At 63.8% G+C, this 20,954-nt stretch carries 21 protein-coding genes; 9 read left to right on the forward strand and 12 right to left on the reverse strand.

Annotated elements, in window-relative coordinates; translation table 11 throughout:
• Positions 1–36: 36 nt before the first annotated feature.
• Positions 37–483, forward strand: coding sequence for a hypothetical protein (locus tag KF838_14405; GenBank protein QYK47968.1), 447 nt, complete (start codon positions 37–39; stop codon positions 481–483).
• An 84-nt stretch (positions 484–567) separates the two neighbouring features.
• Here KF838_14405 and KF838_14410 read toward each other — a convergent pair whose 3' ends face one another.
• Positions 568–1,761, reverse strand: a complete 1,194-nt coding sequence (locus KF838_14410; protein ID QYK47969.1) for a hypothetical protein — start codon at positions 1,759–1,761, stop codon at positions 568–570.
• 145 nt (positions 1,762–1,906) lie between these two features.
• Here KF838_14410 and KF838_14415 point away from each other — a divergent pair, with 145 nt between their 5' ends.
• Together KF838_14415 and KF838_14420 are read left to right on the forward strand one after the other, a co-directional pair.
• Entirely contained in the window at positions 1,907–4,243 is a 2,337-nt protein-coding gene (locus tag KF838_14415; protein ID QYK47970.1) for a right-handed parallel beta-helix repeat-containing protein, read from the forward strand.
• A 216-nt stretch (positions 4,244–4,459) separates the two neighbouring features.
• Positions 4,460–4,618 (forward strand): hypothetical protein, encoded by a 159-nt coding sequence (locus KF838_14420; protein QYK47971.1) that lies wholly within the window; start codon positions 4,460–4,462, stop codon positions 4,616–4,618.
• Between the two features lie 303 nt (positions 4,619–4,921).
• Here the strand turns inward: KF838_14420 and KF838_14425 are convergent, their stop codons facing one another.
• The gene (locus KF838_14425; protein QYK47972.1) at positions 4,922–6,367 is read right to left on the reverse strand and encodes a trypsin-like peptidase domain-containing protein; all 1,446 of its coding nucleotides are present in this window, start codon (positions 6,365–6,367) and stop codon (positions 4,922–4,924) included.
• Positions 6,368–6,482: 115 nt separating this feature from the next.
• Positions 6,483–8,123 (reverse strand): hypothetical protein, encoded by a 1,641-nt coding sequence (locus KF838_14430; GenBank protein QYK47973.1) that lies wholly within the window; start codon positions 8,121–8,123, stop codon positions 6,483–6,485.
• A gap of 107 nt (positions 8,124–8,230) precedes the next feature.
• Here KF838_14430 and KF838_14435 point away from each other — a divergent pair, with 107 nt between their 5' ends.
• The 5 genes from KF838_14435 (at position 8,231) to guaB (ending at position 11,282) form a co-directional block, all read left to right on the forward strand.
• On the forward strand, positions 8,231–8,470 hold the full coding sequence (locus KF838_14435) for a hypothetical protein (GenBank protein ID QYK47974.1): 240 nt from the start codon (positions 8,231–8,233) through the stop codon (positions 8,468–8,470).
• A 39-nt stretch (positions 8,471–8,509) separates the two neighbouring features.
• Positions 8,510–8,917, forward strand: a complete 408-nt coding sequence (locus tag KF838_14440) for a hypothetical protein (protein ID QYK47975.1) — start codon at positions 8,510–8,512, stop codon at positions 8,915–8,917.
• A 53-nt stretch (positions 8,918–8,970) separates the two neighbouring features.
• Complete coding sequence (locus KF838_14445; protein QYK47976.1) at positions 8,971–9,210, forward strand: hypothetical protein; 240 nt, start codon at positions 8,971–8,973, stop codon at positions 9,208–9,210.
• A gap of 34 nt (positions 9,211–9,244) precedes the next feature.
• Positions 9,245–9,481 carry a hypothetical protein gene (locus KF838_14450; GenBank protein ID QYK47977.1) on the forward strand — a complete coding sequence of 79 codons (237 nt, stop codon included), beginning with the start codon at positions 9,245–9,247 and terminating at the stop codon, positions 9,479–9,481.
• 121 nt (positions 9,482–9,602) lie between these two features.
• A complete protein-coding gene (gene guaB, locus KF838_14455) occupies positions 9,603–11,282 on the forward strand; it encodes an IMP dehydrogenase (GenBank protein QYK47978.1) in 1,680 nt (559 codons plus the stop codon).
• Positions 11,283–11,363: 81 nt separating this feature from the next.
• Here the strand turns inward: guaB and KF838_14460 are convergent, their stop codons facing one another.
• On the reverse strand, positions 11,364–11,681 hold the full coding sequence (locus tag KF838_14460) for a type II toxin-antitoxin system RelE/ParE family toxin (GenBank protein ID QYK47979.1): 318 nt from the start codon (positions 11,679–11,681) through the stop codon (positions 11,364–11,366).
• Between the two features lie 6 nt (positions 11,682–11,687).
• Complete coding sequence (locus tag KF838_14465) at positions 11,688–11,981, reverse strand: hypothetical protein (GenBank protein QYK47980.1); 294 nt, start codon at positions 11,979–11,981, stop codon at positions 11,688–11,690.
• A gap of 160 nt (positions 11,982–12,141) precedes the next feature.
• Between KF838_14465 and KF838_14470 the strand changes: the two genes are divergently transcribed.
• Positions 12,142–12,543 (forward strand): hypothetical protein, encoded by a 402-nt coding sequence (locus KF838_14470; GenBank protein ID QYK47981.1) that lies wholly within the window; start codon positions 12,142–12,144, stop codon positions 12,541–12,543.
• Between the two features lie 637 nt (positions 12,544–13,180).
• Here KF838_14470 and KF838_14475 read toward each other — a convergent pair.
• The 7 genes from KF838_14475 to KF838_14505 form a co-directional block, all read right to left on the reverse strand.
• On the reverse strand, positions 13,181–13,738 hold the full coding sequence (locus KF838_14475) for a VOC family protein (protein QYK47982.1): 558 nt from the start codon (positions 13,736–13,738) through the stop codon (positions 13,181–13,183).
• A 109-nt stretch (positions 13,739–13,847) separates the two neighbouring features.
• Positions 13,848–15,134 carry a hypothetical protein gene (locus KF838_14480; GenBank protein ID QYK47983.1) on the reverse strand — a complete coding sequence of 429 codons (1,287 nt, stop codon included), beginning with the start codon at positions 15,132–15,134 and terminating at the stop codon, positions 13,848–13,850.
• Positions 15,135–15,673: 539 nt separating this feature from the next.
• Complete coding sequence (locus tag KF838_14485) at positions 15,674–16,615, reverse strand: FRG domain-containing protein (GenBank protein ID QYK47984.1); 942 nt, start codon at positions 16,613–16,615, stop codon at positions 15,674–15,676.
• Positions 16,616–16,650: 35 nt separating this feature from the next.
• Positions 16,651–17,448 carry a pyridoxine 5'-phosphate synthase gene (locus tag KF838_14490; GenBank protein ID QYK47985.1) on the reverse strand — a complete coding sequence of 266 codons (798 nt, stop codon included), beginning with the start codon at positions 17,446–17,448 and terminating at the stop codon, positions 16,651–16,653.
• Positions 17,449–17,475: 27 nt separating this feature from the next.
• On the reverse strand, positions 17,476–18,243 hold the full coding sequence (locus tag KF838_14495; GenBank protein ID QYK47986.1) for a sulfite exporter TauE/SafE family protein: 768 nt from the start codon (positions 18,241–18,243) through the stop codon (positions 17,476–17,478).
• A 63-nt stretch (positions 18,244–18,306) separates the two neighbouring features.
• A complete protein-coding gene (locus tag KF838_14500; protein QYK47987.1) occupies positions 18,307–19,773 on the reverse strand; it encodes an MBL fold metallo-hydrolase in 1,467 nt (488 codons plus the stop codon).
• A gap of 60 nt (positions 19,774–19,833) precedes the next feature.
• Complete coding sequence (locus KF838_14505) at positions 19,834–20,904, reverse strand: Gfo/Idh/MocA family oxidoreductase (protein QYK47988.1); 1,071 nt, start codon at positions 20,902–20,904, stop codon at positions 19,834–19,836.
• Between the last annotated feature and the right edge of the window lie 50 nt (positions 20,905–20,954).

The following is a 20,954-nucleotide window of genomic DNA, read 5'->3' on the forward strand; positions in this document are numbered from 1 at the left end:
GCGCGAATCACATCACCCGCGCATCAGGAGATGAACATGATCCCACGAATCTCACACAGACGCTTCGCCATCGCCGCAATCGCGCTGGCAGCACTCGCCGCTGTCGCCTCAGCCGCATCGCCCAACATCCTCCGCCACGTCATCGCCGGAGGCGGCCGCCGCTCCGTCGGCGGCGCCTACGTCGTCACGGGCACCATCGGACAGGCCCTCGCAGGTCCGGTCTCAGGCCCCATGACCGGCGGCCCATACTCCGTCCAATCCGGATTCTGGCCCGGCCCAGGTCCCATCCAGTGCCTCGCCGACTACAACCTCGACGGAGAGGTCGACATCCTCGACTTCCTCGACTTCATGAACGACTTCGGAACCTGCAACGGACAGCCCGCACCGTGCGGCGAAACCTTCGACGCCGATCTCACAGGCGACACCATCGTGGACATCCTCGACTTCCTCGACTTCATGGACGCCTTCGGCAGCGGCTGCTGAATTCCACAACGCCCACCAATACCGTGTGCCGGGGCGTCATCGCTCCGGCACACTTTCTTTCCACATCACGCTTTCCACATCACGCTATCGAAGCCGGTACGTCGCCGCCGCCACCGTCGGCAGCGGAGGAAACCGCATCCGCAGCCGGTACAGACGATACGAATCCGCACGCTCGCCGATCGAACCAAGCATCCACGACACCAGGTCCGCGTGCCGCGGCACCTCCGCCGCCGGTGTCGCCTCATCCACCGTACCTATCAACTCCAATTCCTCCGTGACAGGGATCCGGTCCCGAGTACCGCTCACATACGGCAGATCCGAGTGAATCGTCGTGAACACCTCGATCCGCGGCTGTCCCCGGCTCGCAATCGATTCGTGCAGCATCACGTCGTAGCAGAACCGCTCGCACGGCGTCGAGATCCTCGCCGTCACCGCGTCCTCCTCATCGCCGTGAGAAGGAATGTTCTCGACAACCTCGCCGATCACAACGTCAACCGCCCGAGAAAGCCCGACAGGCCCCGCCTCTAACTCGTCCTGGTACACAACACCGTCCATCAGACGCCTCGCGACAACCGGCAACGGCGATGTGCTGAACGCAGCAGCAACCGGCGCACACCCCGCTGCGCACTCGGCATCACCCAAGGGTCGCCGCGTGTACGCGCTCGTCTTCCCATCCGGCGTCACCATCGTCGAACGCGACAGAACCCATGACACGCCCGCTCGCATGCGCGTCAGCCCGTAGTGTCCCCTCACTCGAGCCACACGAGGCATGCCGCCGCGAACACCAGGCGCAACCACGTCCGCCTGAAACAGCGTGTCGCACTGCACACCCAGAAAGTGCGCATTCGCCCGGAACGCGTTCCGCCTCAGCGACAACTCAAGCCGCCCGCGCCCCTCGGATGTCAACGCCCCAAGCATGATCTCCGCCGAGGCGCGATCGCGAGCGTGCGATTTCGAGAGCTCCTCGAACCGCGCAAACGCCTGACGCGCCTCATCCACGTGCGGCTCCGATGCCCCCGCACGACTCGCCGCGTCCAGAAATGTCTGAAACCCCGCCCGACCCGGCACATGCTTCGGCGATGGGTTCGTCGAAGCACCCTGCGCCAAGGTCCAGATCTTCCACCCCAGCGATCGGTCCAGCCCCAGCTCAGTCGCCAACGCCGACGCCCTCACGCACGGACGCAGATCCCCTAACACCCGCGCAACACATCGCCGCAGATCACGCAGAACGATCGTTGCCTCGGCCTCAAACCCATGCTCTTGGACTGAAACAGCCATCGTGATCGACTCCGCCGCTGGTCACTTCCACATTATGCCAAACGACCGACAGTTCTTCCAGAAAAATGTTCAAACACAAGTCTTGACACAGAATGATACCCTTGTAGATTGGGCATGCACACCCCTCAATCAGGAGCCCTCTTCCATGCTGAAAGCCCACACGTCACGCAGGATCCCTCTTGTATTGCTCCTCGCGGCTCACCTGACTGCCTCCGCCGCAGACCTCCACGTACCCGCCCAATACCCCACGATCCAGGCCGCAGTCGATGCCGCACTCCACAGCGACACCATCCTCATCGCACCCGGCTCCTACTACGAGAACATCAACCTCGGCTCCAAGGGCGTCACCCTCAGATCTACCTCCGACCCCTCAGACACCCTCCTCTACCCCTTCGTGGGCGGCTCCGTGATCTCACTCTCCGACACCGTCGGACAGGCAACCCTCGACGGGCTCACGATCCGCGATGGCATCAGCACCGGCTCCGGAGCGGGAATCCTCGCCACCAACGCCAACCTGCGCCTGATCTCCTGCATCCTTCTCTCAAACGAGAGCGGCGATGCAACGGGAGCCGCCCTCTACGCCTCCGGATCAACCATCTCCCTCGAATCCTGCGAGGTGCTGGAGAACCAGGCCTCGCTCTTCGAGCAGACCACCGTTGCCGGCGGAGCAATCTCCGTCTCGAACTCAACCCTCAGCGTCTCCCAGACCCACTTCACGTCCAACCTCTCGTTCGAGATCGGCGGCGCCGCGCTCGGCGCCTACGGCAACAGCGCGGTCACCATCGACTCGTGTACCTTCCTCAGCAACGCCGCGTCATCCGTGCTGGTCTTCGGAACAAGTCTCACCTTCGGCGGTGGCGGCGCAATCCTCGTCCGCGATGCCACATCCCTCACCATCAACAACACACTCTTTGAAGACAACCTCGCCACAAGAGGCAGCGGCACCGTCCGCACCATCTCGCTCACGGGCCCCGTCCTCATCGAGAACTCACGCTTCATCGCCAACCGCACCAGCGGCGGCGGCGGCCTCTCCCTCTCCATCGGCGCGCCCGGCATCACCGTGCGCGACACCATCTTCGAGAACAACGACGCGGGACTCGGCACCGGGGGCTCAGGCGGCGCAGTCGCTTTCTCCGCCGCGTCCGGCTCCGTCCCCAACTCCTTCGAGCGATGCCAGTTCATCAACAACACCGCCTCCGCAGCCGGCGCAGTCCTTGCCCGCGGACTCATCATCATGGAAGACTGCCTCTTCCAAGGGAACCGAGCCACCGGCGCCGGCAGCGTCGGCGGCGGCGCAGGCGCCGTCAGAAACCAGCAGACAGCCAACGGCACCCGATACACACGATGTCGCTTCATCGATAACGCCGTCCTGCTCGACGCAGGAGAAGCCGGCGCCGTCAGCAACTACCGCACACGCGCCCTCTTCGAAGACTGCCTCTTCGACTCAAACTTCGCCGTCAGCCAGCAGGGCGGCGCGGTCTTCAACGAGAGCAGCAGCTCCACAAACCCGACCAACCCCACCTTCCTCCGCTGCATCTTCACCAACAACTACGTCCAACAGGTCAACTCATCCCCCTTCGTCAACGGCGGGGCCGTCAGCAACATCGACGGCGCGAGCCCGACCTTCATCGAGTGTGCGTTCGACAACAACTCGGCATGGGGTGAGGGCGGACACATCTGGAATCGAAGCTTCGGCGTACTCACCATCGATCGCTGCACATTCACCAACGGCACCGCAAAGTCCGGCGGCGCGATCTACAGCAGAGCCACCGGTTCCGTCATCGTCCGAAACTCACTCATCGCACGCAACACCGCCACGAACCCCAACGGAGGCGGCATCTACGTCGCCGACGCACGCCCCATCACCATCACCAACTCCACCATCGTCGAGAACGTCAACGGCGGCGTCTACCACGAAGGCAGCACCACAAGCCCCATCGTCAACTCCATCATCTGGGGAAATCTCCTGAGGCCCCAACTCGCCGCGGGCGTCTCCGGCACCATCCCCGTGACCTACTCCATCGTCCAGGGTGGCTGGCCCGGCGCCGGAAACGCCTCCGCCGATCCCCTCTTCGTCGACGCCCCCAACGGCGACTACCGACTCCTCCCCGGCTCACCCGCCATCGACAGCGCCAACAACACCGCTCTCCCCTCCGATGCCCAGTTCGACCTCGACGGCAACCCCCGCTTTGTCGACGACACCGCCACTTCCAACACCGGCGTCGCAGGCGGCGCGGGTGGAGCCATCATCGCCGATCGCGGTGCGTACGAGTTCCAGGGCTCCGGCGCGTGCCTCGCCGACTACAACGGCGACACCGAAGCAGACATCCTCGACTTCCTCGACTTCTTCGACGACTTCGGCAACTGCGACGGACAGCCCGCGCCCTGCGGCTCAAACGGCAACCCCGACTTCAACGGCGACACTACCATCGACATCCTCGACTTCCTCGATTTCTTCGACGCCTTCGGCACCGGCTGCTGAGCGATCATGCCGTAGGCATTCAGCAGTCGCAGCACCGGCAAGGAACACGATTCGGGGCGCCTTCGTGATCCATGCCACACGAGGGAGGGGCTGCAGGGGGAACACAGCGCCTCGGGAAGTATGTATGGAACAGGACAATTGGAATGCCTCGGGACCGGACGTACCGGGTGCGATTGTTGAGAAGGCCATCCCCAACGACCACGGCGGTGCATTTGCTTGGAAACCAGCGGACTTTCCCTCCGCCGCATCTCGGGCGGCTCCTGGGAATATGAACGCGTCGAGTGGGTCCTCGTCGCCGATGTGCACGCCTTCGTCCGCGATCACCAACTCGTCCCGCAGGGCAGAGAGATGGTGCGCGTGCTGGCGAGTGAGTGATGCAGGCCTCTGGGTAGATCGGCGCTCCGCCCCGATTCGGAGCGGGGTGCCACCAGTTCCCGTCGAGCCCGCGCGGCGGGCGAGACAGAACTGGTGCCGCTAGGAGACAGGTCCAGGCCGATCTCGCCCACAATCGGCGCGGAGATCCCGCGAGCATCTCCCCGTACGTCAACTCATACGGATCTGCGATCAGGCGCGGGAGAGGCTCAGATTCTGAACCACAATGTTAACTACGCTTACAATGTGAAAATAGTCCGATGTGGGGCGGGAATCCGTAATACACCTTGTGATGCACCGATGGCCTCATCTGACCAGCACCATAGCGGCCTGAATCACTGGTATTTCAAGTGAACTGTCCATTCGATATCGGCCAACGCAAAGCCCGAGGACTACGACGTCGTCGCGAACATGTCCCTCTTGCATGATTGGGTCTATAACGAACACTCTCCGAACAACGCTGTCCGCGACTAAAACGACCTCTATGATTGGCACAGCTTGAGTTGAGTATCCAGCGACCGTCAGTTCTGATCGACCCACGATGACGCCGTGGAACCACACGGGTAGCGGAGCAGCGAGCGTCGCCCGCGACAATGTTGTGTCGGCGTGCTCGTTGAATGCAGGATGGACAAGATGCTCCTCGAACACTGCCTTTCGAACTTCATCGCGAATCAGCTGGATCCGCTTAAAATCTCTTCCGTCATCCACATCGCTCTTCATGCGAGAGAGAAGTTTGCAGAAGTGCTCCATCGCCCTAGCGGTTCGGGCGCCATCGTCAAATCGAAGCCCCCTACACGGGCTGCACGTAGACTTTACATCGTTGAATACAGGAACTGAGAGTCCGTTGATGTTACGAGACCCGGTCCGTTGGTGCGATGTCGTGTACCCGGCACCAGCGCATCGTGAGCATCGAAGTTTGAGTCGGAGTTCCTTTGCGATGGAGAGTATGTCTCCTGTTGACCTATCTCGCGTCAACTTGGCCAATCGGAACGAATCGTCCGTTTCAGTATTACGGGAGCGTTGACTTGGCGCGTCAGGAAAGGGTAGATCGGAAGTGCCGGCTAGTGCACGTAACTCAGCAATATGTGACGATGAAGATGCAAAAAACAAGCTGTGCCCGATACTTTGTGCGTACTTCCATGTGTTGATTCCTACGACCTCGCCAGAACTGTTTATCAATGGTCCACCCGAGTTCCCAGCGTTGATGGCTGCGTCGGTCTGTAGCCACAAGCATCTCGGATCATAAGCGGACCTCTCGCCTGCTCGAAAGGCCTCGTCGCCACGGCGGATTCCACTGACTACGCCACGTGTCATCGTGAAGCCGTTCGATGGCGATGGGTAACCTACTGCCCAGATGGTTGTGCCTTCCAACGGCGGCTCATTTGATACCGCCAAGCCGCGGGGTGTAAAGCCGGAATCAGAAAGATCCGCTCGCATCAACGCTTGATCGAATCCCGGCAGTGCCGCAAGCAAAGAAAGTCGGAACTCGCGTCCGTCACTAAGTCGGACGGCTGTAGCTGATCGTGCACCGTAAAGCACATGAACATTTGTTATGGCAAGACCTTCGGGCGATACGTAAAACCCGGAACCCTTACTTATCAGCTCATTGCGATCATTACGTACCCTTACTTCAAAGACATTCTCTTTCAAGAGATTAACGAGATCAGCATGAGTCTCAGGCTGCGGCTGAGCATGCGCCCCAGACGCACCGGATAGCACGATGGCAACGATAAGTAGTACAATGTGCAGCATGAACTAATCGTACTGATGTTCCAGCACAGATGCAACCAGAATTCTGGTCCAGTGTTGAGCGATCTCCCGGCAGGGGCTACATACACAGATAGGTAACTCCTGTCGCCATAGGCACCTACGCGCGCCACCCCTGGATCTCCTCCCACGCCCCCCGCACGTGCCGCTCCTCCACCAGCGTCGCCCCCACGCACATCCGGATCGCCAGCCGACCCGCCAGATGGTCCCGCTCCGTCCCCTTCCACTCACGAGGAAGCACCACCGGCGACACAAACAACCGCCCACCCCGATTCACCGCATCCATCAGGTGCTTCGTCCGCGCATCCTGTGCCGCGCCATCCTCATCCTTCCTCCCCCGCGGCCTGAACACCACCAGGTTCATCGTCCGCTCGGCACACACCTCAAACGCCCCATCCTCCGCCACCCACCGCTCAAGCAGCATCGCCAGGCGAACATGCTTGCGCAGGTACGCCCGAATCCCCTTGAGCCCGTAGTGCCGGAGCACGAACCAGAGTTTCAGCGCGCGGAACCGTCTCCCCAGCGGCACGTGCCAATCGCGATAATCAAACACCGCCCCCGACTCCGACGCCTCATTCTTCAGGTACGCCGGGTTGATCGACATGGACGTGATCAGCGACCGCCGATCCCGTGTCCAGAAGAGGTCGCAATCAAACGTCGTCAGCATCCACTTATGCGGGTTGAAACAGATTGAATCCACGCGCTCCAGCCCCGCGCGCAGGTGCGCGAACTCCTCGCACAACCACAACGCCCCCGCGTGCGCCGCATCCACGTGCAGCCACCCGCGCGCCGAGCCCTCCGCCCCGCGCCACCCCGGCACACCCTCCAGCGCAGCCGCGATCCCATCCACGCGATCAATCGCCGTGATCCCCGTCGTCCCCACCGTTGCGCACACCATCAGCGGCACGCGCCCCGCCGTCGCATCCTCCCGCACCATCCGCGCGAGTTCATCCTCGCGCATCGCGCCCGATGCATCCACCGGCACCAACCTGATGTGCGGATCCTCCGGCCCCTCCGCGATACCCGCGATCATCGCGGCCTTCGCCACCGACGAATGTGCCTGCGTCGATGCATACACAACGTACTCCAATATCCCTCTTCCATGTCTGTCCTCTCCTCCCAATCCCTTCCTCTCTCCGTGGCCCTCCGTGGCCCTCCGTGGTGAGTTCTTCTCTTCCGCCTTTGCCCGCGCTCTCTGCCTCGCCGCCAGCAATGCCGCGAGCGTGGACTCACTGGCCGTCGCCTGGATACACCCGCCACCGTTCGCGCTCGTCGACAGAAACTCCTTCGACAACCCCATCGCCCCCGCGATCCAATCGAGCAGCCGCGTCTCGAGCTCCGTCACAGCCGGACTTGTCGCCCACAGCATCCCGTTCACACCAAGACCCGCACTCAGCAGTTCCCCGAGAATCGCCGGATAACTCCCGTTGCACGGGAAGAACGAATAAAAGTTCGGGCTCTGCCAGTGCGTGAGCGCGGGCACAATGACCCTCTCAACATCCGCGAAGATCGCATCCCACTCCCCCGCGCCCCCCGGCACCTCCGGCGCACGCTCCGGCAACTGCCCGAGCACCCACCCCGGCCCCTTGTCGCACATCACGGGCGGCGAATCCGCACCATCCAGGTCCCGCCAATACCCTGTGATCGCCTCCAGCATCCGCGCCCCCAGGGCCCGGAACTGCTCCGGAGACATATGTGGCACCCCGCCCCCTCGATCCGTTGCTTGTTCGGTGTTCGCCATGATCCTCAGCGTAGCGACGAAACCGCTTCGCCAAGACTCCCAACAGAAGTAGACTGGTGCCCAACGGCGCATCCGTCCGATCGCACCAGTCACGCCCGGAGCCCCCTATGGATCCCACCCTCTCCGACATCCTCGACCGTCTCTTGGACGAAGAAATCCTTGTCCCATGCATGATGTGCCTGGTCGGGATCACCGCCATCGTCTGCGGCACGCTCTCCTCCGCCATCAAGTCCGTCGCGCGCGAACGCACCCGCCGCGAAATCGCCGCCTACCTCGCCGAGGGCTCTCTCACCGCCGAGCAGGCCGAACGAATCCTCAAGGCCAAAAACCCCGACCGCTGCTGCTGATATCGCGCCGCGGACGCAGTCGATAGATGGAGGTGATACATGCTCGCAACGCTCACGCTCGCCGCCGCTACAGCTCAGACAAAGACCGTCACAGTCGAGACAAACGCCGTCACGATCCTCCTGATCATCGGCTCCTTCTTCGCCTTCTGGATCCTCCTCGCCACCATCGACTCCATCCACAAGACCAACCAGCGCGAGCGCACCGCCCGCGAGATCGCCGCGTACGTCGCAGAGGGCTCCATCTCCGCAGCAGACGCCGGGCACATGCTCGAATCACAGAACCGCGCCAAACTCCGCGAACGGCTCGCCGAACTCGTCGCCGAGCAGTGGATCGACACCGAGACCGCCGAAAAAATCATGGGCGACGGCGTCACCCTCTCCGTCCACACCAACTTGCCGCGCTCCTCACGAACCTCTTCCCCCGACGCCGCCGTACACAACGCATAGATACATCGCCCCAACGCTCCGCCCAACACCCGACGCCACCGAGAGACCAGCACATGCTCACGCTCGCAGAAATCCAGGGTGAAGTCATCACCATCGTCGCCATCAGCGGCGGCATCTTCATCGCCGTCATCTCCATCATCCTCTCCAACATCCGACGCGTCATCACCACCCGAGCCATCGAACAGTCCCGCCGCGAACTCGCCGCCTACGTCGCCGAGGGCTCCATCTCCCCCGACGAAGCCGAACGCCTCTTGAAGGCCGGACCCGCCGCCGCACGCCAAGGCGGCTGCTGACCTCTCGACCACACACTCGCCGAGCCCGCAACCCATGAACCACCACGCCCTCCTCACACTCGCCGCATCCGACGGTTCAGAAATTGTCCTCATCGGCGGCGTCGTCATCGCGCTCGTCGCCATCGTCTTCAGCTTCGTCCGCTCTATGGTCCTCGGTACCGCCCGCGAACGCTCACGCCGCGAGATCGCCGCATACGTCGCCGAAGGCACCATGACCGCCGAAGAAGGCGAACGACTCATCAAGGCCGGCAACCCTCCACCCGACGAATAAACCCGAAGCCGCCATCACACGCCGCGCGCACCCCGTTCGATCTCCGTCTGGGTTGCCCTCTTCTCCTTTGGCCATTTGCCTCTCCTCCTTGACCTCCACTCGCTCGCCTCTACTCTCATCTATGGCGACCCTCTCAACTCGGTCCGGCTCCACCTCACATCAAACACCCGCGTCCGCTGCCGCCCCCCACGATCCTCACGCGGCACACGCAACCCCTGCGCAACCAGCCCCCGCGCATCCCGACGCCGCGCACACGCCCATCTCCTCCGGCGCGCCCCTCATCTCTTGGCCATCACACCCCAAGATCGTTGCCGAGGGTGTGACCTTTGACGACGTCCTGCTCATCCCGCGCTTCAGCGACGTCATGCCCGGTGATGCCGACACCTCGACGAAACTCACCCGCGCCATCACCCTCAACATCCCGCTCCTCTCCGCGCCGATGGACACCGTGACGGAGTCCGCCCTCGCCATCGCCCTCGCGCAAGAAGGCGGCATCGGCATCATCCACAAGAACCTCTCCGTCGAGGCCCAGGCCCGCGAGGTCGCCAAGGTCAAACGCTCCGCCAACGGCATCATCGCCGACCCCATCACGCTCGGCCCCGGCGACACCGTCGGCCACGCCAAGCAGTTGATGCGCCAGCACAACGTCAGCGGCTTCCCCGTCACCGAAGACGGCTCCAAGGACCTCCGCTCCAAGGGCAAGCTCGTCGGCATCCTCACCCGCCGCGACCTCAAGTTCGCCGACCACGACACCACCCTCGTCCGCGACCTCATGACCAAGGACAATCTCATCACCTCGCACGCGGGCACCACGCTCGCCGAGGCCGAGACCATCCTCAACCACGCCAAGGTCGAGAAGCTCCTCCTCGTTGACAAGTCGTTCAACCTCGCCGGTCTCATCACCATGCGCGATGTCGAGCGCCAGAGCCAGTTCCCCCGCGCCAGCCGCGACGCCCGAGGCCGCCTCATGTGCGGAGCCGCCGTCGGCGTCGACCAGTACGACCGCGTCGAGGCCCTCCTCGCCGCCGACGTCGACGTCATCACCGTCGACACCGCGCACGGCCACTCCGCCAACGTCATCCGCACCGTCAAGGCCATCAAGGCCAAGCACAACCTCCAGGTCATCGCCGGCAACATCGCCACCGCCGACGCCGCGCGAGACCTCATCAAGGCCGGCGCGGACGCCATCAAGGTCGGCATCGGCCCCGGCTCCATCTGCACCACCCGCGTCGTCACCGGCGTCGGCGTCCCCCAGATCACCGCCATCATGTCCGCCGTCGAGGGCGCACGCGGCACCGACGTTCCCGTCATCGCCGACGGCGGCATCCGCCTCTCCGGCGACATCGCCAAAGCAATCGCCGCCGGCGCATCCTCCGTCATGATGGGCTCCCTCTTCGCCGGTCTCGACGAATCCCCGGGCGAACTCGTCATCTCCGGTGGCCGCCGCTACAAGACCTACCGAGGCATGGGCTCCGAGGGAGCCATGGCCGCGGGCTCCGCCGATCGCTACCGCCAGGCCGACAAGGTCGGCGCCGATGGCAAGCCGCAGATGAAGTTCGTCCCCGAGGGCGTCGAGGGCCTCGTCGCCTACCGCGGCACACTCGCCGAGTTCGTCTACCAGCTTGTCGGCGGGCTCCGCTCCGCCATGGGCTACTGCGGCTGCCGCACCATCGAACAGTTCCGCGCCGAGTCCCGCTTCTGCCGCGTCTCCGGCGCGACGGTCGTCGAGAACCACCCGCACGACATCCGCATCACCAAGGAATCGCCCAACTACACGGTCGAGCACGCGGCGAAGGTGTGAGTGATGGCCCGCCTCTGGCAATGAAAGTGCAGTGTGCCCGGCGGCAGCGAGAAGAACGGACCAGAGTCTGAGATCGCAAACTCAATGAGTCTCCGGCATGGAATCCGCATTCGCCTGCGCGGCGTGCCGAAGGTGAAGCACATGCACCGTGCGATCACGGATGATGAAAATGAGACGATGGGACGCATACATGAGCTGGCGGAGTTCGATGCCCGGAATGGACTCATTCTCTCTCGCAAGCCCGCATCGTGCGGGCATTGACTCCAGCGAGCGGACCGCGGTCTCGAGTCCTTCATACCATCGCTGCGCCGCCTCGGGAGACCCAGTCCTGGCGATGTAGTCGGCCGCGTCGAGCGCCTCGTCGCGCGCTTTGGCGCGAAAGAGAACCGTGTAGCGCATGCGTGATCACTTCCGCTTCGTGCCGAGGCGTTTGCGTACATCGGTGAGGACCTGGTCCGCCGGGATGCCCGGCTCCTTACGGTCGACGGATGCCAGGCGGTCGCGAACGATACGCTCGGTCTCAACCGCGTCGAGCGCCTCAACCATCTTCTGATACGCCTCGGCGTCCTGAACCACTATTCTGGCCTTGCCATTGACCGTGAGCACCTCCGGGCGACCGGTCGCGGCCAGCCGCTCCATGTGCTCCTTGTGGTCGCGGAGAAACCCTGTCAGCGGGTGGATGTCCGTCAGTTTGACCACGGGTCGCTCCATCAAAGAATAATCAGACTATTCCATGATACATAGTCGGTGAGCTGGATTCAAGAGGGCTGCGAGCGGGTCACGTCCGATATTTGCGGAGCCGTGCTCTCTTGGATCGCTTGGTACACCACCTCGCGTGTGAGGCCTTAGAGTGGCGAGCATGATCGAAGTTCCTCCTGCCATTGTCCGTCTCCAAGACTTCATCGAACGCTCGCTGACAGGCGTTCCATTGGAAGTCCGATCCGGTGAGTCGTTCGACAATATGTTGTTTGATTATCAGGTCGGCATCTATCGGGTGCGGATTGTTCGTGACCGGGGCGAGTGGCGCGTCGAATGCTCATTTGGAGCGGACGAATGGCACGACCTCTGTTTGCTCCGACAAGCGCGCGGACACGGTGATGACATGCTCGCATTGCCGCTCGAAGTTCAGGTCGATTATGCGATCGAACATCTTCCGACAATCTTCTACTTGATTGGCCAAGATCATCGCTTGATCGACGCGATGTCATCGGCCTATGCAGAACGCCGGCGCAGGTGGGAGGACAAGTGGAACAACTCATGAGGTGCTCTCTTGCATGGGGCGGGTGGCCCCAACCTTCTTTGCCCCGTGCCACCGCATCTTCGCCGCCGCGGCGGAGATCGGTCCTCCCTTGAATCCGTCTTGCTCCGAGCGTCCCGTAAGGGACGCCGGGCTTATAGCCACTCGTGGGGGGGCGCAGCGCTGTCGCGCAATGTGGGGGGGCGACAAGCCAGCCACCGGTCAAGTCCCCGCGCCGCGGCTTCCTCAGTGGAGGGTCCCCAACGGAGACCCGAATCTCTCCCCGCACCGCTCAACACTCACGCACAGCACCAACACACTCTGCCGCCCCTACAGGGCTCATCACCACATCACCGCACACCCGGGGCGACGCTTGCCGCTCCGCGGCTGCGCTTGCCCCGGGCTCCGCCTGGCCCGCCCGCTTGGGGCTTCCAATCAAGATCCCTCACACCCGCCCGCCCCCTCCCTCTGCCCCTCAGTCCCTTTGCTCCTCTGCCCCTTCTGCATCCCCCTCATCTTCTCCTCCGTGGCCCTCAGTGGTGAGTCCTCTTCCCCTTCCCCTTCTTCCCCATTGCCTATTGCCCATTGCCCATTGCCCTCTCCACGCCCCTCCCGCGCCCCGCCATAGCGTGCGAGCGCATCTCCGCGCACCATGCCGACATCACGCACCCGGCTTCGGCACATGCTGATCGATCAGGATCGGGTTCCCATCCGGATCGGTGATCATGATGTACGCTGTGCCCGTGCTTGACTCATCCGCCGCAGGCTCGGGTTCGATTCCCTGTGCCCGCAGCATCCTCTGGATCTCGCGTACATCGTCAAACTCGGTGAGCGGCTGCGCACTCCTGTCCCACCCCGGATTGAACGTCAGCATGTTTCGCGGGAACATCCCCTGGAAGATGCCGATTGTGGCCGAATCGTTCTGCATCACGAGCCAGCCCTGGGCCTGATCCCCGCCCATCGCCTTGAAGCCGAGCTTCTCATAGAACGCACGCGATGCCGCGATGTCCTTCACGGTCAGACTTACGGAGAAGTTGCCGAGCCGCAGCCCGTCGCCGTTCTTCGCCTCTTCCTTCATCTTCTGCTCCTTATTCTTTGTGTTTTCGGTGCTTTTCGTATCCGGCGGCGGGCCGTTGCGCGTCGCCACCAGCGACGCGCCGTGCATGCCGCCGATGCCAACAAAGAAGGAGAGGAACGCTGCGGGAATTGTGCGGGACATGGGGCTACTCCGGTGGTGCGCTTTGGATGACAAAGTGTACCAAACGAGGTGAGCCGTTCGCCCAAGCAGCGAGTCGTTCGTTGGAGCGGTCCAGATGGGCCAGCTTGGGCTACGGGGGTGCGCGGTTCGAATACGCGGAACATGCTGGTTCAACGCGCAGGGCTTTGGAGGAACTCGGAGGAAGCGATGATGCGGAAGGGGCGGAGGGGCATAGGGACTGAGGGGCTGGGGTCTGCTCGCTGACGTTTGCGGTTCGGTTCGAGTCGGATGCCTCGGACTGGAGCACTGGTTCCGCCTCGCTGCGCTTGGCGGGAACCAGTGGCACCCGAACATCCTGTGGCACCGGAACAACCTGTGGCTGGAGCACTGGTTCCGCCTCGCTGGGCTCGGCGGGAACCAGTGGCACCCGAACATCCTGTGGCACCGGAACAACCTGTGGCTGGAGCACTGGTTCCGTCTCGCTGCGCTTGGCGGGAACCAGTGGCACCCGAACATCCTGTGGCACCGGAACAACCTGTGGCTGGAGCACTGGTTCCGCCTCGCTGGGCTCGGCGGGAACCAGTGGCACCCGAACATCCTGTGGCACCCGAAGATCCTGTGGCACCGGAACAACCTGTGGCTGGAGCACTGGTTCCGCCTCGCTGGGCTCGGCGGGAACCAGTGGCACCCCAGCAATCTGTGGCACCCCGACATCCTGTGGCACACGAGCAACGTGTGGCACCCGAACCGAGCGGGCGAGCGTGAGTGTGGAGTCGTCGATGGGGAGGATGCGGGAGAGGCGGTAGAGGTGATGGCAGGCGCGGCGTGCGCCCTCGGCTCTGCGGAGTTCGAGGCGCTGGGCTTGCAGCGATGTGTCGGCGAGGATCGCTTCACCGGGGAGGAAGGCGCGGTGGGGCGCGGCGTTGAGGTGCGAGGGTGGGAGCGGGTCGTGGCGTGAGGCAGCGGGCGCGAGGTGTTCGTGCTGGGCGCGGAGCTCGCGGGCGTGGGCACGGGCCTCGGTGTAGTCGTCGATGATGGTTTGCAGGACGCCGACGGTGGAGGCGAGAGAGACGGAGGCGGCCATGCGGGTGTGGGCGCAGCCGCCTTTCTCGATGGCGAGCATCCGTTCGCGCGTGTCGGGCTCGGTGAGCCACATGGCGAGGATGTCGACGGCGATGCGGAAGTCGCGCGCGACGGAACAGAGCGATGAGCCGGGGTGGCAGAGCGCGGAGAGGATCGGGCTGTGGAGGTGGGCGGGGATGAGGGAGGAGGGGGATGGGGAAGGGGCAGAGGGGCATAGGGACTGAGGGGCAGAGGGAGGGGGAGCACTGACCCGAAGCGGGTCAGTGATGCGGGCGGAATCACCGCTCTGGAGAGCGGTGCCACCAAGGCAGGTTGCCGCGGCGTGTGCGACCATGCGACGACGATACAGCGCGGCGATCGTGATGCAAGAGCGTGTTGCGAAGAAATCTCGGAGTGTGGGTGTTTGGGCGCGCAAATGGCATGAGTGCGCGCGGTGTCACTGACAACAGCATGTCAGTGAGGTGGAGTCAAGGGGGGAAAATAGCAGATCGCAAAGGACCAGATGGCAGACTGGTGAATGGTGCCGGTGGGTCGGGCGAGGACTGAGGGGAGGGAGTCGGGGGCGTCCGCCCCGCTCCACCAAGGAAGCCGCTGCGCGGCGTGCTTTCCGCCAGTTCCGCTCGGTCGCCTTCGGCGACTATCGCTCCACTGGCGGCTACATACCTGCGTCCCTTGCGGGACGCTCAAGCCGGTCGCCTTCGGCGACTCAAAGGTGTTTCAAGGAAGCCCCATCGCCAGCTTCGAAGTTGGAGACTCTTGTTGGATATTCGCGGTCAGCAACGCCGATGCTCGCGCTCGGACTGTTTGTCGTTTGCGGGGAGGTGCGGAGGGGTGTTCCCTCCGCGCTGCTCCGTTTCATCAGAGTACGAATCCCTATCCGCCGCCAGTACTCTTGCTGATCACATCGACTTCCTGCGTGTTCGCGATCGCCTTGACGGTCGTCGCCACATTGTCGAGAGAGGGCATCAAGTGAGCGTGGCTGAACTGTTCCGCCATGAGCAACTGGAGCAGTCGTGGCGCTTGCCCGGCCTCGAGCTCGAGTCGAATGATCGATCGTTCACCGCAGCTAGACTCGATGGAGTCTCCGATGCAAGGCCATGTGCCTCGGGCTGCGAATGTACTTTCTGAATCCCGATGAAACAGAAACACGCCCGACTGGGCATGCAAGTACCTGTTGCGAGATCTCGGATAAGACAGGACTTGGAGTCGCTTGTCCATGGCCGCAAGACGCGACTCACGGATCGCCCACACTGCCAAGCGAGTCGCGCCGAGCGGCATTGTTGACGCTGCGAAGTAGGCCGCTACGTACGAATGCCGTGCGCAATCGAGCAATCGAGTTTGGATTCCGTGGTGCTGTGCAAGCGCGGTCGTCGAGCTAGGCTCCAGCTGGAAAGTCGTGAACTCTCCAACTAACCATGACTTCGGGACATCCTTGTCGGCTCCAATGAGGTCCGGCGGCTTGTCCGCTTCCAACCCCAGTGCGTCTGCCAGTCGCCAAAAAGACCACACTGCCCATGCCTCGGCGAGCCTCGCACGAAAGATCTCTATCCAACGTGGTCGCTTAATCGCATCAACGATTCTGCTCTTGTCCACCAACGAAGTGGCCTCAAGCTCTGATTGCCGCCAGAAGGGGTTCTTGTCTCGGTCATCCCGGCACCGCCACAGGCTCGGAAGCAATGGCCATGCTGCGTCACCTTGGCCGCGAAACACCCAGTCCGAAACGTACCCGTTGCAGTTCCCCCAACGCGGCGACGACATCCGCAGCTCGTGCAGGAACTTCTCCGCATCATCGAACTTCTCTACATGAATGGCCATCCTGCCCTCTTACATGCATTTGAACGCTGCCCACCTCACACCGCACTCACCAACAAACCCTTCATCTCAGCCACGGCCTGTCGCATGCCCGTAAAGACCGCGCGGCTGACAATCGCGTGCCCGATGTGCAGCTCCTCTATCTCCATCAACTCCGCGATCGGCTTCACGTTCGCATAGTTGAGCGCGTGACCGGCGTTGAAGCGCATCCCCAGCCCGGCGATCCGCTCGCCCGCATCGCTCACGCGCTCCAGCGCACCCGCGAGCACACCGATGCGGAAGTCGCCACCCGCTGTTGCGAACGCCGAGGCGTAGGGGCCGGTGTGGATCTCGCAGCAGTCGAACCCGGCCTTTGCCGCGGCTTCGACCTGGGCCGCATCCGCATCGATGAACGCAGAGACGACAATGCCCGCGTCCTTCAGCTTTGCGACAACGCTCTTCATCCGCACGTGCTGGCCCGCAACATCGAGCCCGCCCTCGGTCGTGACTTCCTGGCGCCCCTCGGGGACGAGCGTGACCATCTGCGGGCGGCCGCCGTTCATGCTCGCGGCGCGATGCTTCAGCGCGATCGCGACCATCTCGTCGGTGGCGGCCATCTCAAGGTTCACCTTTACCCGCGCGACGCGGCAGAGCAGGTCAAGATCTCTGTCGTTGACGTGTCGGCGGTCTTCGCGGAGATGGATCGTGAGGACATCCGCCCCGCCGAGCGTGGCTTCGTGAGCCGCGAGGATGGGGTCGGGCTCTTCGGTGCCCTCGACGACGCCGACCGCGCCGTGGCGATAGCGGGCCTGGCGGATGGTGGCGACGTGATCGATGTTGACGCCGAGTGCTGGCATGTCGAATGGTACGACGCCGCCCGCCTATCAGAGTTTGCCCATCTGCCGCCAGATGATGAAGACGGCCATGGCGAGGAGTAAGGCGGCGAAGACCTGTCGCAGCACGCGCTGGTTGAGCTTCGAGCCGATGGCCGCGCCTGCGAACGAGCCGAGCATGCCGAGCAGCGAGAAGACGAGGATGGTGTTCCAGTCGATTCCCATGCCGAACGTTGCGAGCGTGACCTGGTACTTGGCGAAGCCGACGACGCAGTTGACGACGATGAGCGTGAGCGAGGTTCCGACGGCGTGCTTCATGGGGACGCCCGCGAGCAGGACGAGGGCGGGGACGATGAGGAAGCCGCCGCCGATGCCGACCAGGCCGGTGATGAGTCCGAGCCCGAAGCCGATGAGAACGAGGAGCCAGGAGGGGGCGGTTGAGGTGCGGTCGCCGATGGTCTGCTTGGCACGCGAAGTCCCCGCCATCCGTGCCGCGGCGACCAGCATGATCGCCCCGAGCATCACGAGCTGGACCTCGCCGGGGATGAAGCGGGCCAGGTATGCGCCGAGCAGCGAGCCGCCGATGCCGGGGATGCCGAACCACGCGACGGCGCGCCAGACGACGTGGCGCTTGATGGCTTCGCGGATCGCGCCGAAGCAGGCGATGGCGCCGACGATGGCGAGGGACTCGGCGATGGCCTGTTTTTCAGGGTGTTTGACGAGGTAGACGAGGATGGGGACGGTGAGGATGGAGCCGCCCGAGCCGAGCAGGCCGAGGGAGAGGCCGATGAGGATGGCGCCGATCCAGGCGGTGATCATGGGAGAACCGTGAGGATACACGGTAGAGCCGGGAGCGGGAGAGCGAAAGCGTGTGAGAGAGGACTATGAGCCGCGTTCGACCGAGCCGCCCGCCTTTTCCCACGCCATGAAGCCGCCGGCCATGTTCGTCACGGTGTGGCCGCGTCGTTGGAGATACGCGCAGGCCCGTGCGGAGCGCACGCCTCCGCGGCAGTGGACGAGGATGTCGGCATCTTTGGGAATCTGGTCGAGGGCGGTGGCCAGGCGCGTGTGCGAGACGTTCATAAGGCCCGCGGGGTGGTCGGCGACGCGTGCTTCGGTGTGCTCGCCGAGCTTGCGGACGTCGAGGACAAAGGTCTTGCCCGAAGCGATGCGGGCCTTGGCATCGGCAGCGGAGATCTCGGCGATGGTGGCGAGGTTCACGCCGGAGGCCGCGGCTTCGACAACCGTGTCGGGCGTTGCCCAGCCGACGATGCGGTCGATGCCGACGCGGACGAGGTCGCGGATGGCTTCGTCGAGCTTGGCGGGCTCGATGATCAGATAGACATCCTCAGACGGGTCGATCAGCGAGCCCGCCTCGGTGGGGAACTGGTTGTTGACGAGGAGGGAGAGCGAGCCCTTGATGTGGCCGCTGGCGAACTGATCCCACGGGCGGGTGTCGACGAGGGCGACTTTCTGTGTGTCGAGTGCGGCGACGGCCTTGGCGTCGATCTTCAGTGGCTTCGGAAGCGAGCCGAGAATCGCCGGGCCGTCGCGGTTCTCGAACTTCATGCGTGCGAAGTACGAGGGCGGATCGGGCTGGTCGCTGAGGACGTAGTCGGTGAAGGCGTGTTCGGTTGTTGCGGCCTTGAGGGCGGGGTTGAAGCGTTTCTCGTAGCCGACGGTGGTCTGGGGGACAGCGCCGAGGGCCTTGCCGCACGCGGAGCCGGATCCGTGCGCGGGCCAGACCTGGAGGTAGTCGGGGAGGTCCATGAACTTCGCCGTGCTGCGATGGAGGAGGGCAGCCGACGAGGCGGCCATGCCCTCGATTCCCGCGGCGGATTCGAGGAGGTCGGGGCGGCCCACATCGCCGACGAAGACGAAGTCACCGGTGGCGATGCCCATGGGCTCGGACGCGCCGGCACCGAGGTCGGTCACGAGGAAGCAGATGTGCTCGGGTGTGTGGCCGGGCGTGTGGATGGCTTTGAACTGGATGTTGCCGACGCTGAACGTTGTGCCGTCCTTGAGTTCGACGTGGTCGTACCAGACCGGTTGTTCCGGGGTCGAGCCCGACTTCTTGTCGAGCCAGCGGTAGTTCCACTCAGGCGCACCCATGCCGGAGATATAGAGCTTCGCGCCCTGCTCGGCGAGTTCGCGCGCGCCGGAGAGGTAGTCGGCGTGGATGTGAGTCTCGGCGACGGCGACGATGCGCAGCCCTTCCTTGCGGGCGATTGCCTGGTAGCGGTCGACATCGCGCTCGGGGTCGATGATGATGGCCTCGCCGGTTTTCTGGCAGCCGATGAGGTATGCGCCTTGTGCGAGCGTCTCGTCGTAGATTTGTCGAAAGAACACACGACCTCCAGATTCTCGCGGCGTGGCAGCCGCGCTCATGACACCATCTTAGAAGAGTTGTCACCATTCCATTGGACGTCCGCTCCGAGCGCTCTCCAGTTCGAGTTCCAGCAACCGGCAGACCAGCACGGCGTCATGGGCTGTGACGCGAAGGTTCCGTGTCGGATTACGGGTCGAATACCTCCGAGCGACGTACTCGACGAAGTGACGGACCTCGCCGTCGTAGCCGCTGACGGGGGGCATCGCAACAGTGCGGCATTCGCCCCCGACGCTGAGTTGCAGGGGCTCGGGCCTCGCGAGGTCCCAATCGGCGACGCCTCGCTCAAACTCCGCGGTGTAGCGCATGCGGAAGGGGAAGCCGTCGGCAACCCACGCGCCCTCGGCGATGACGATATCTGGTGCGTCGCGATGCGTGTAGTGATAACGCGTGACGATGTGATCGACGTGGCCCGCGCTGGAGACGGATGCGGGCGGGCCGAAGAGCCAGAGGACGATGTCGGCATCGTGGATATGGAGGTCGAAGAGGGCTCCACCGCAGCGAGAGGGATCGTTGTAATAGTCTCGCGACCAGCCGGGGCGGCTGCCCATCCGCTGGAGCGTGAGGGCGCGGAGAGGTCCGAGCGACCAATCGTAAACTCGGGCCTTCAGCCAGTCCCAGCCGCTCCAGAATCGCATGCAATGGGCGGGCATGCAGAGGACATGCTGGCGTTCGGCTTCTACCGCGGCTGCCGCGACCTCGCGGGCCTTGGCGCTCGAGAGGGCGACGGGTTTCTCGATGAGGGTGTGCTTACCGGCGCGGAGCATGTGGATGGCGATCTCGGCGTGCGTGTCGGTGGGTGTGCAGACGCTGACAAGGTCGATGTCGGGATCGGCGGCCATGGCGCGCCAGTCGGTCATGAAGCGGACGCGGGCGGGATCGATGGAAGCGGCGGTGGAGCCCGCCTGCTCGATGTTGCCGGCGATGCTGCTGGTGCCGGAGATGAGTTCCTTCCAGTCTTCGGGGCGCGTGGCGCAGCAGGCGACGACCTCGCACGGCATTCCGTCCGCGGCGGCGGCCGTGTACGCGCGCAGGTGCGTGCGCCCCATGAACCCGAGACCGATGATTCCAACGCGAACGGCACGTTCAGGCATGCTCACGCTCCGCAATCCAGATTCGGGACACTCAACGGGGCCGGTGTCGG

Source organism: Phycisphaeraceae bacterium, from assembly GCA_019454185.1.
GTDB lineage: Bacteria > Planctomycetota > Phycisphaerae > Phycisphaerales > UBA1924 > JAHBWV01.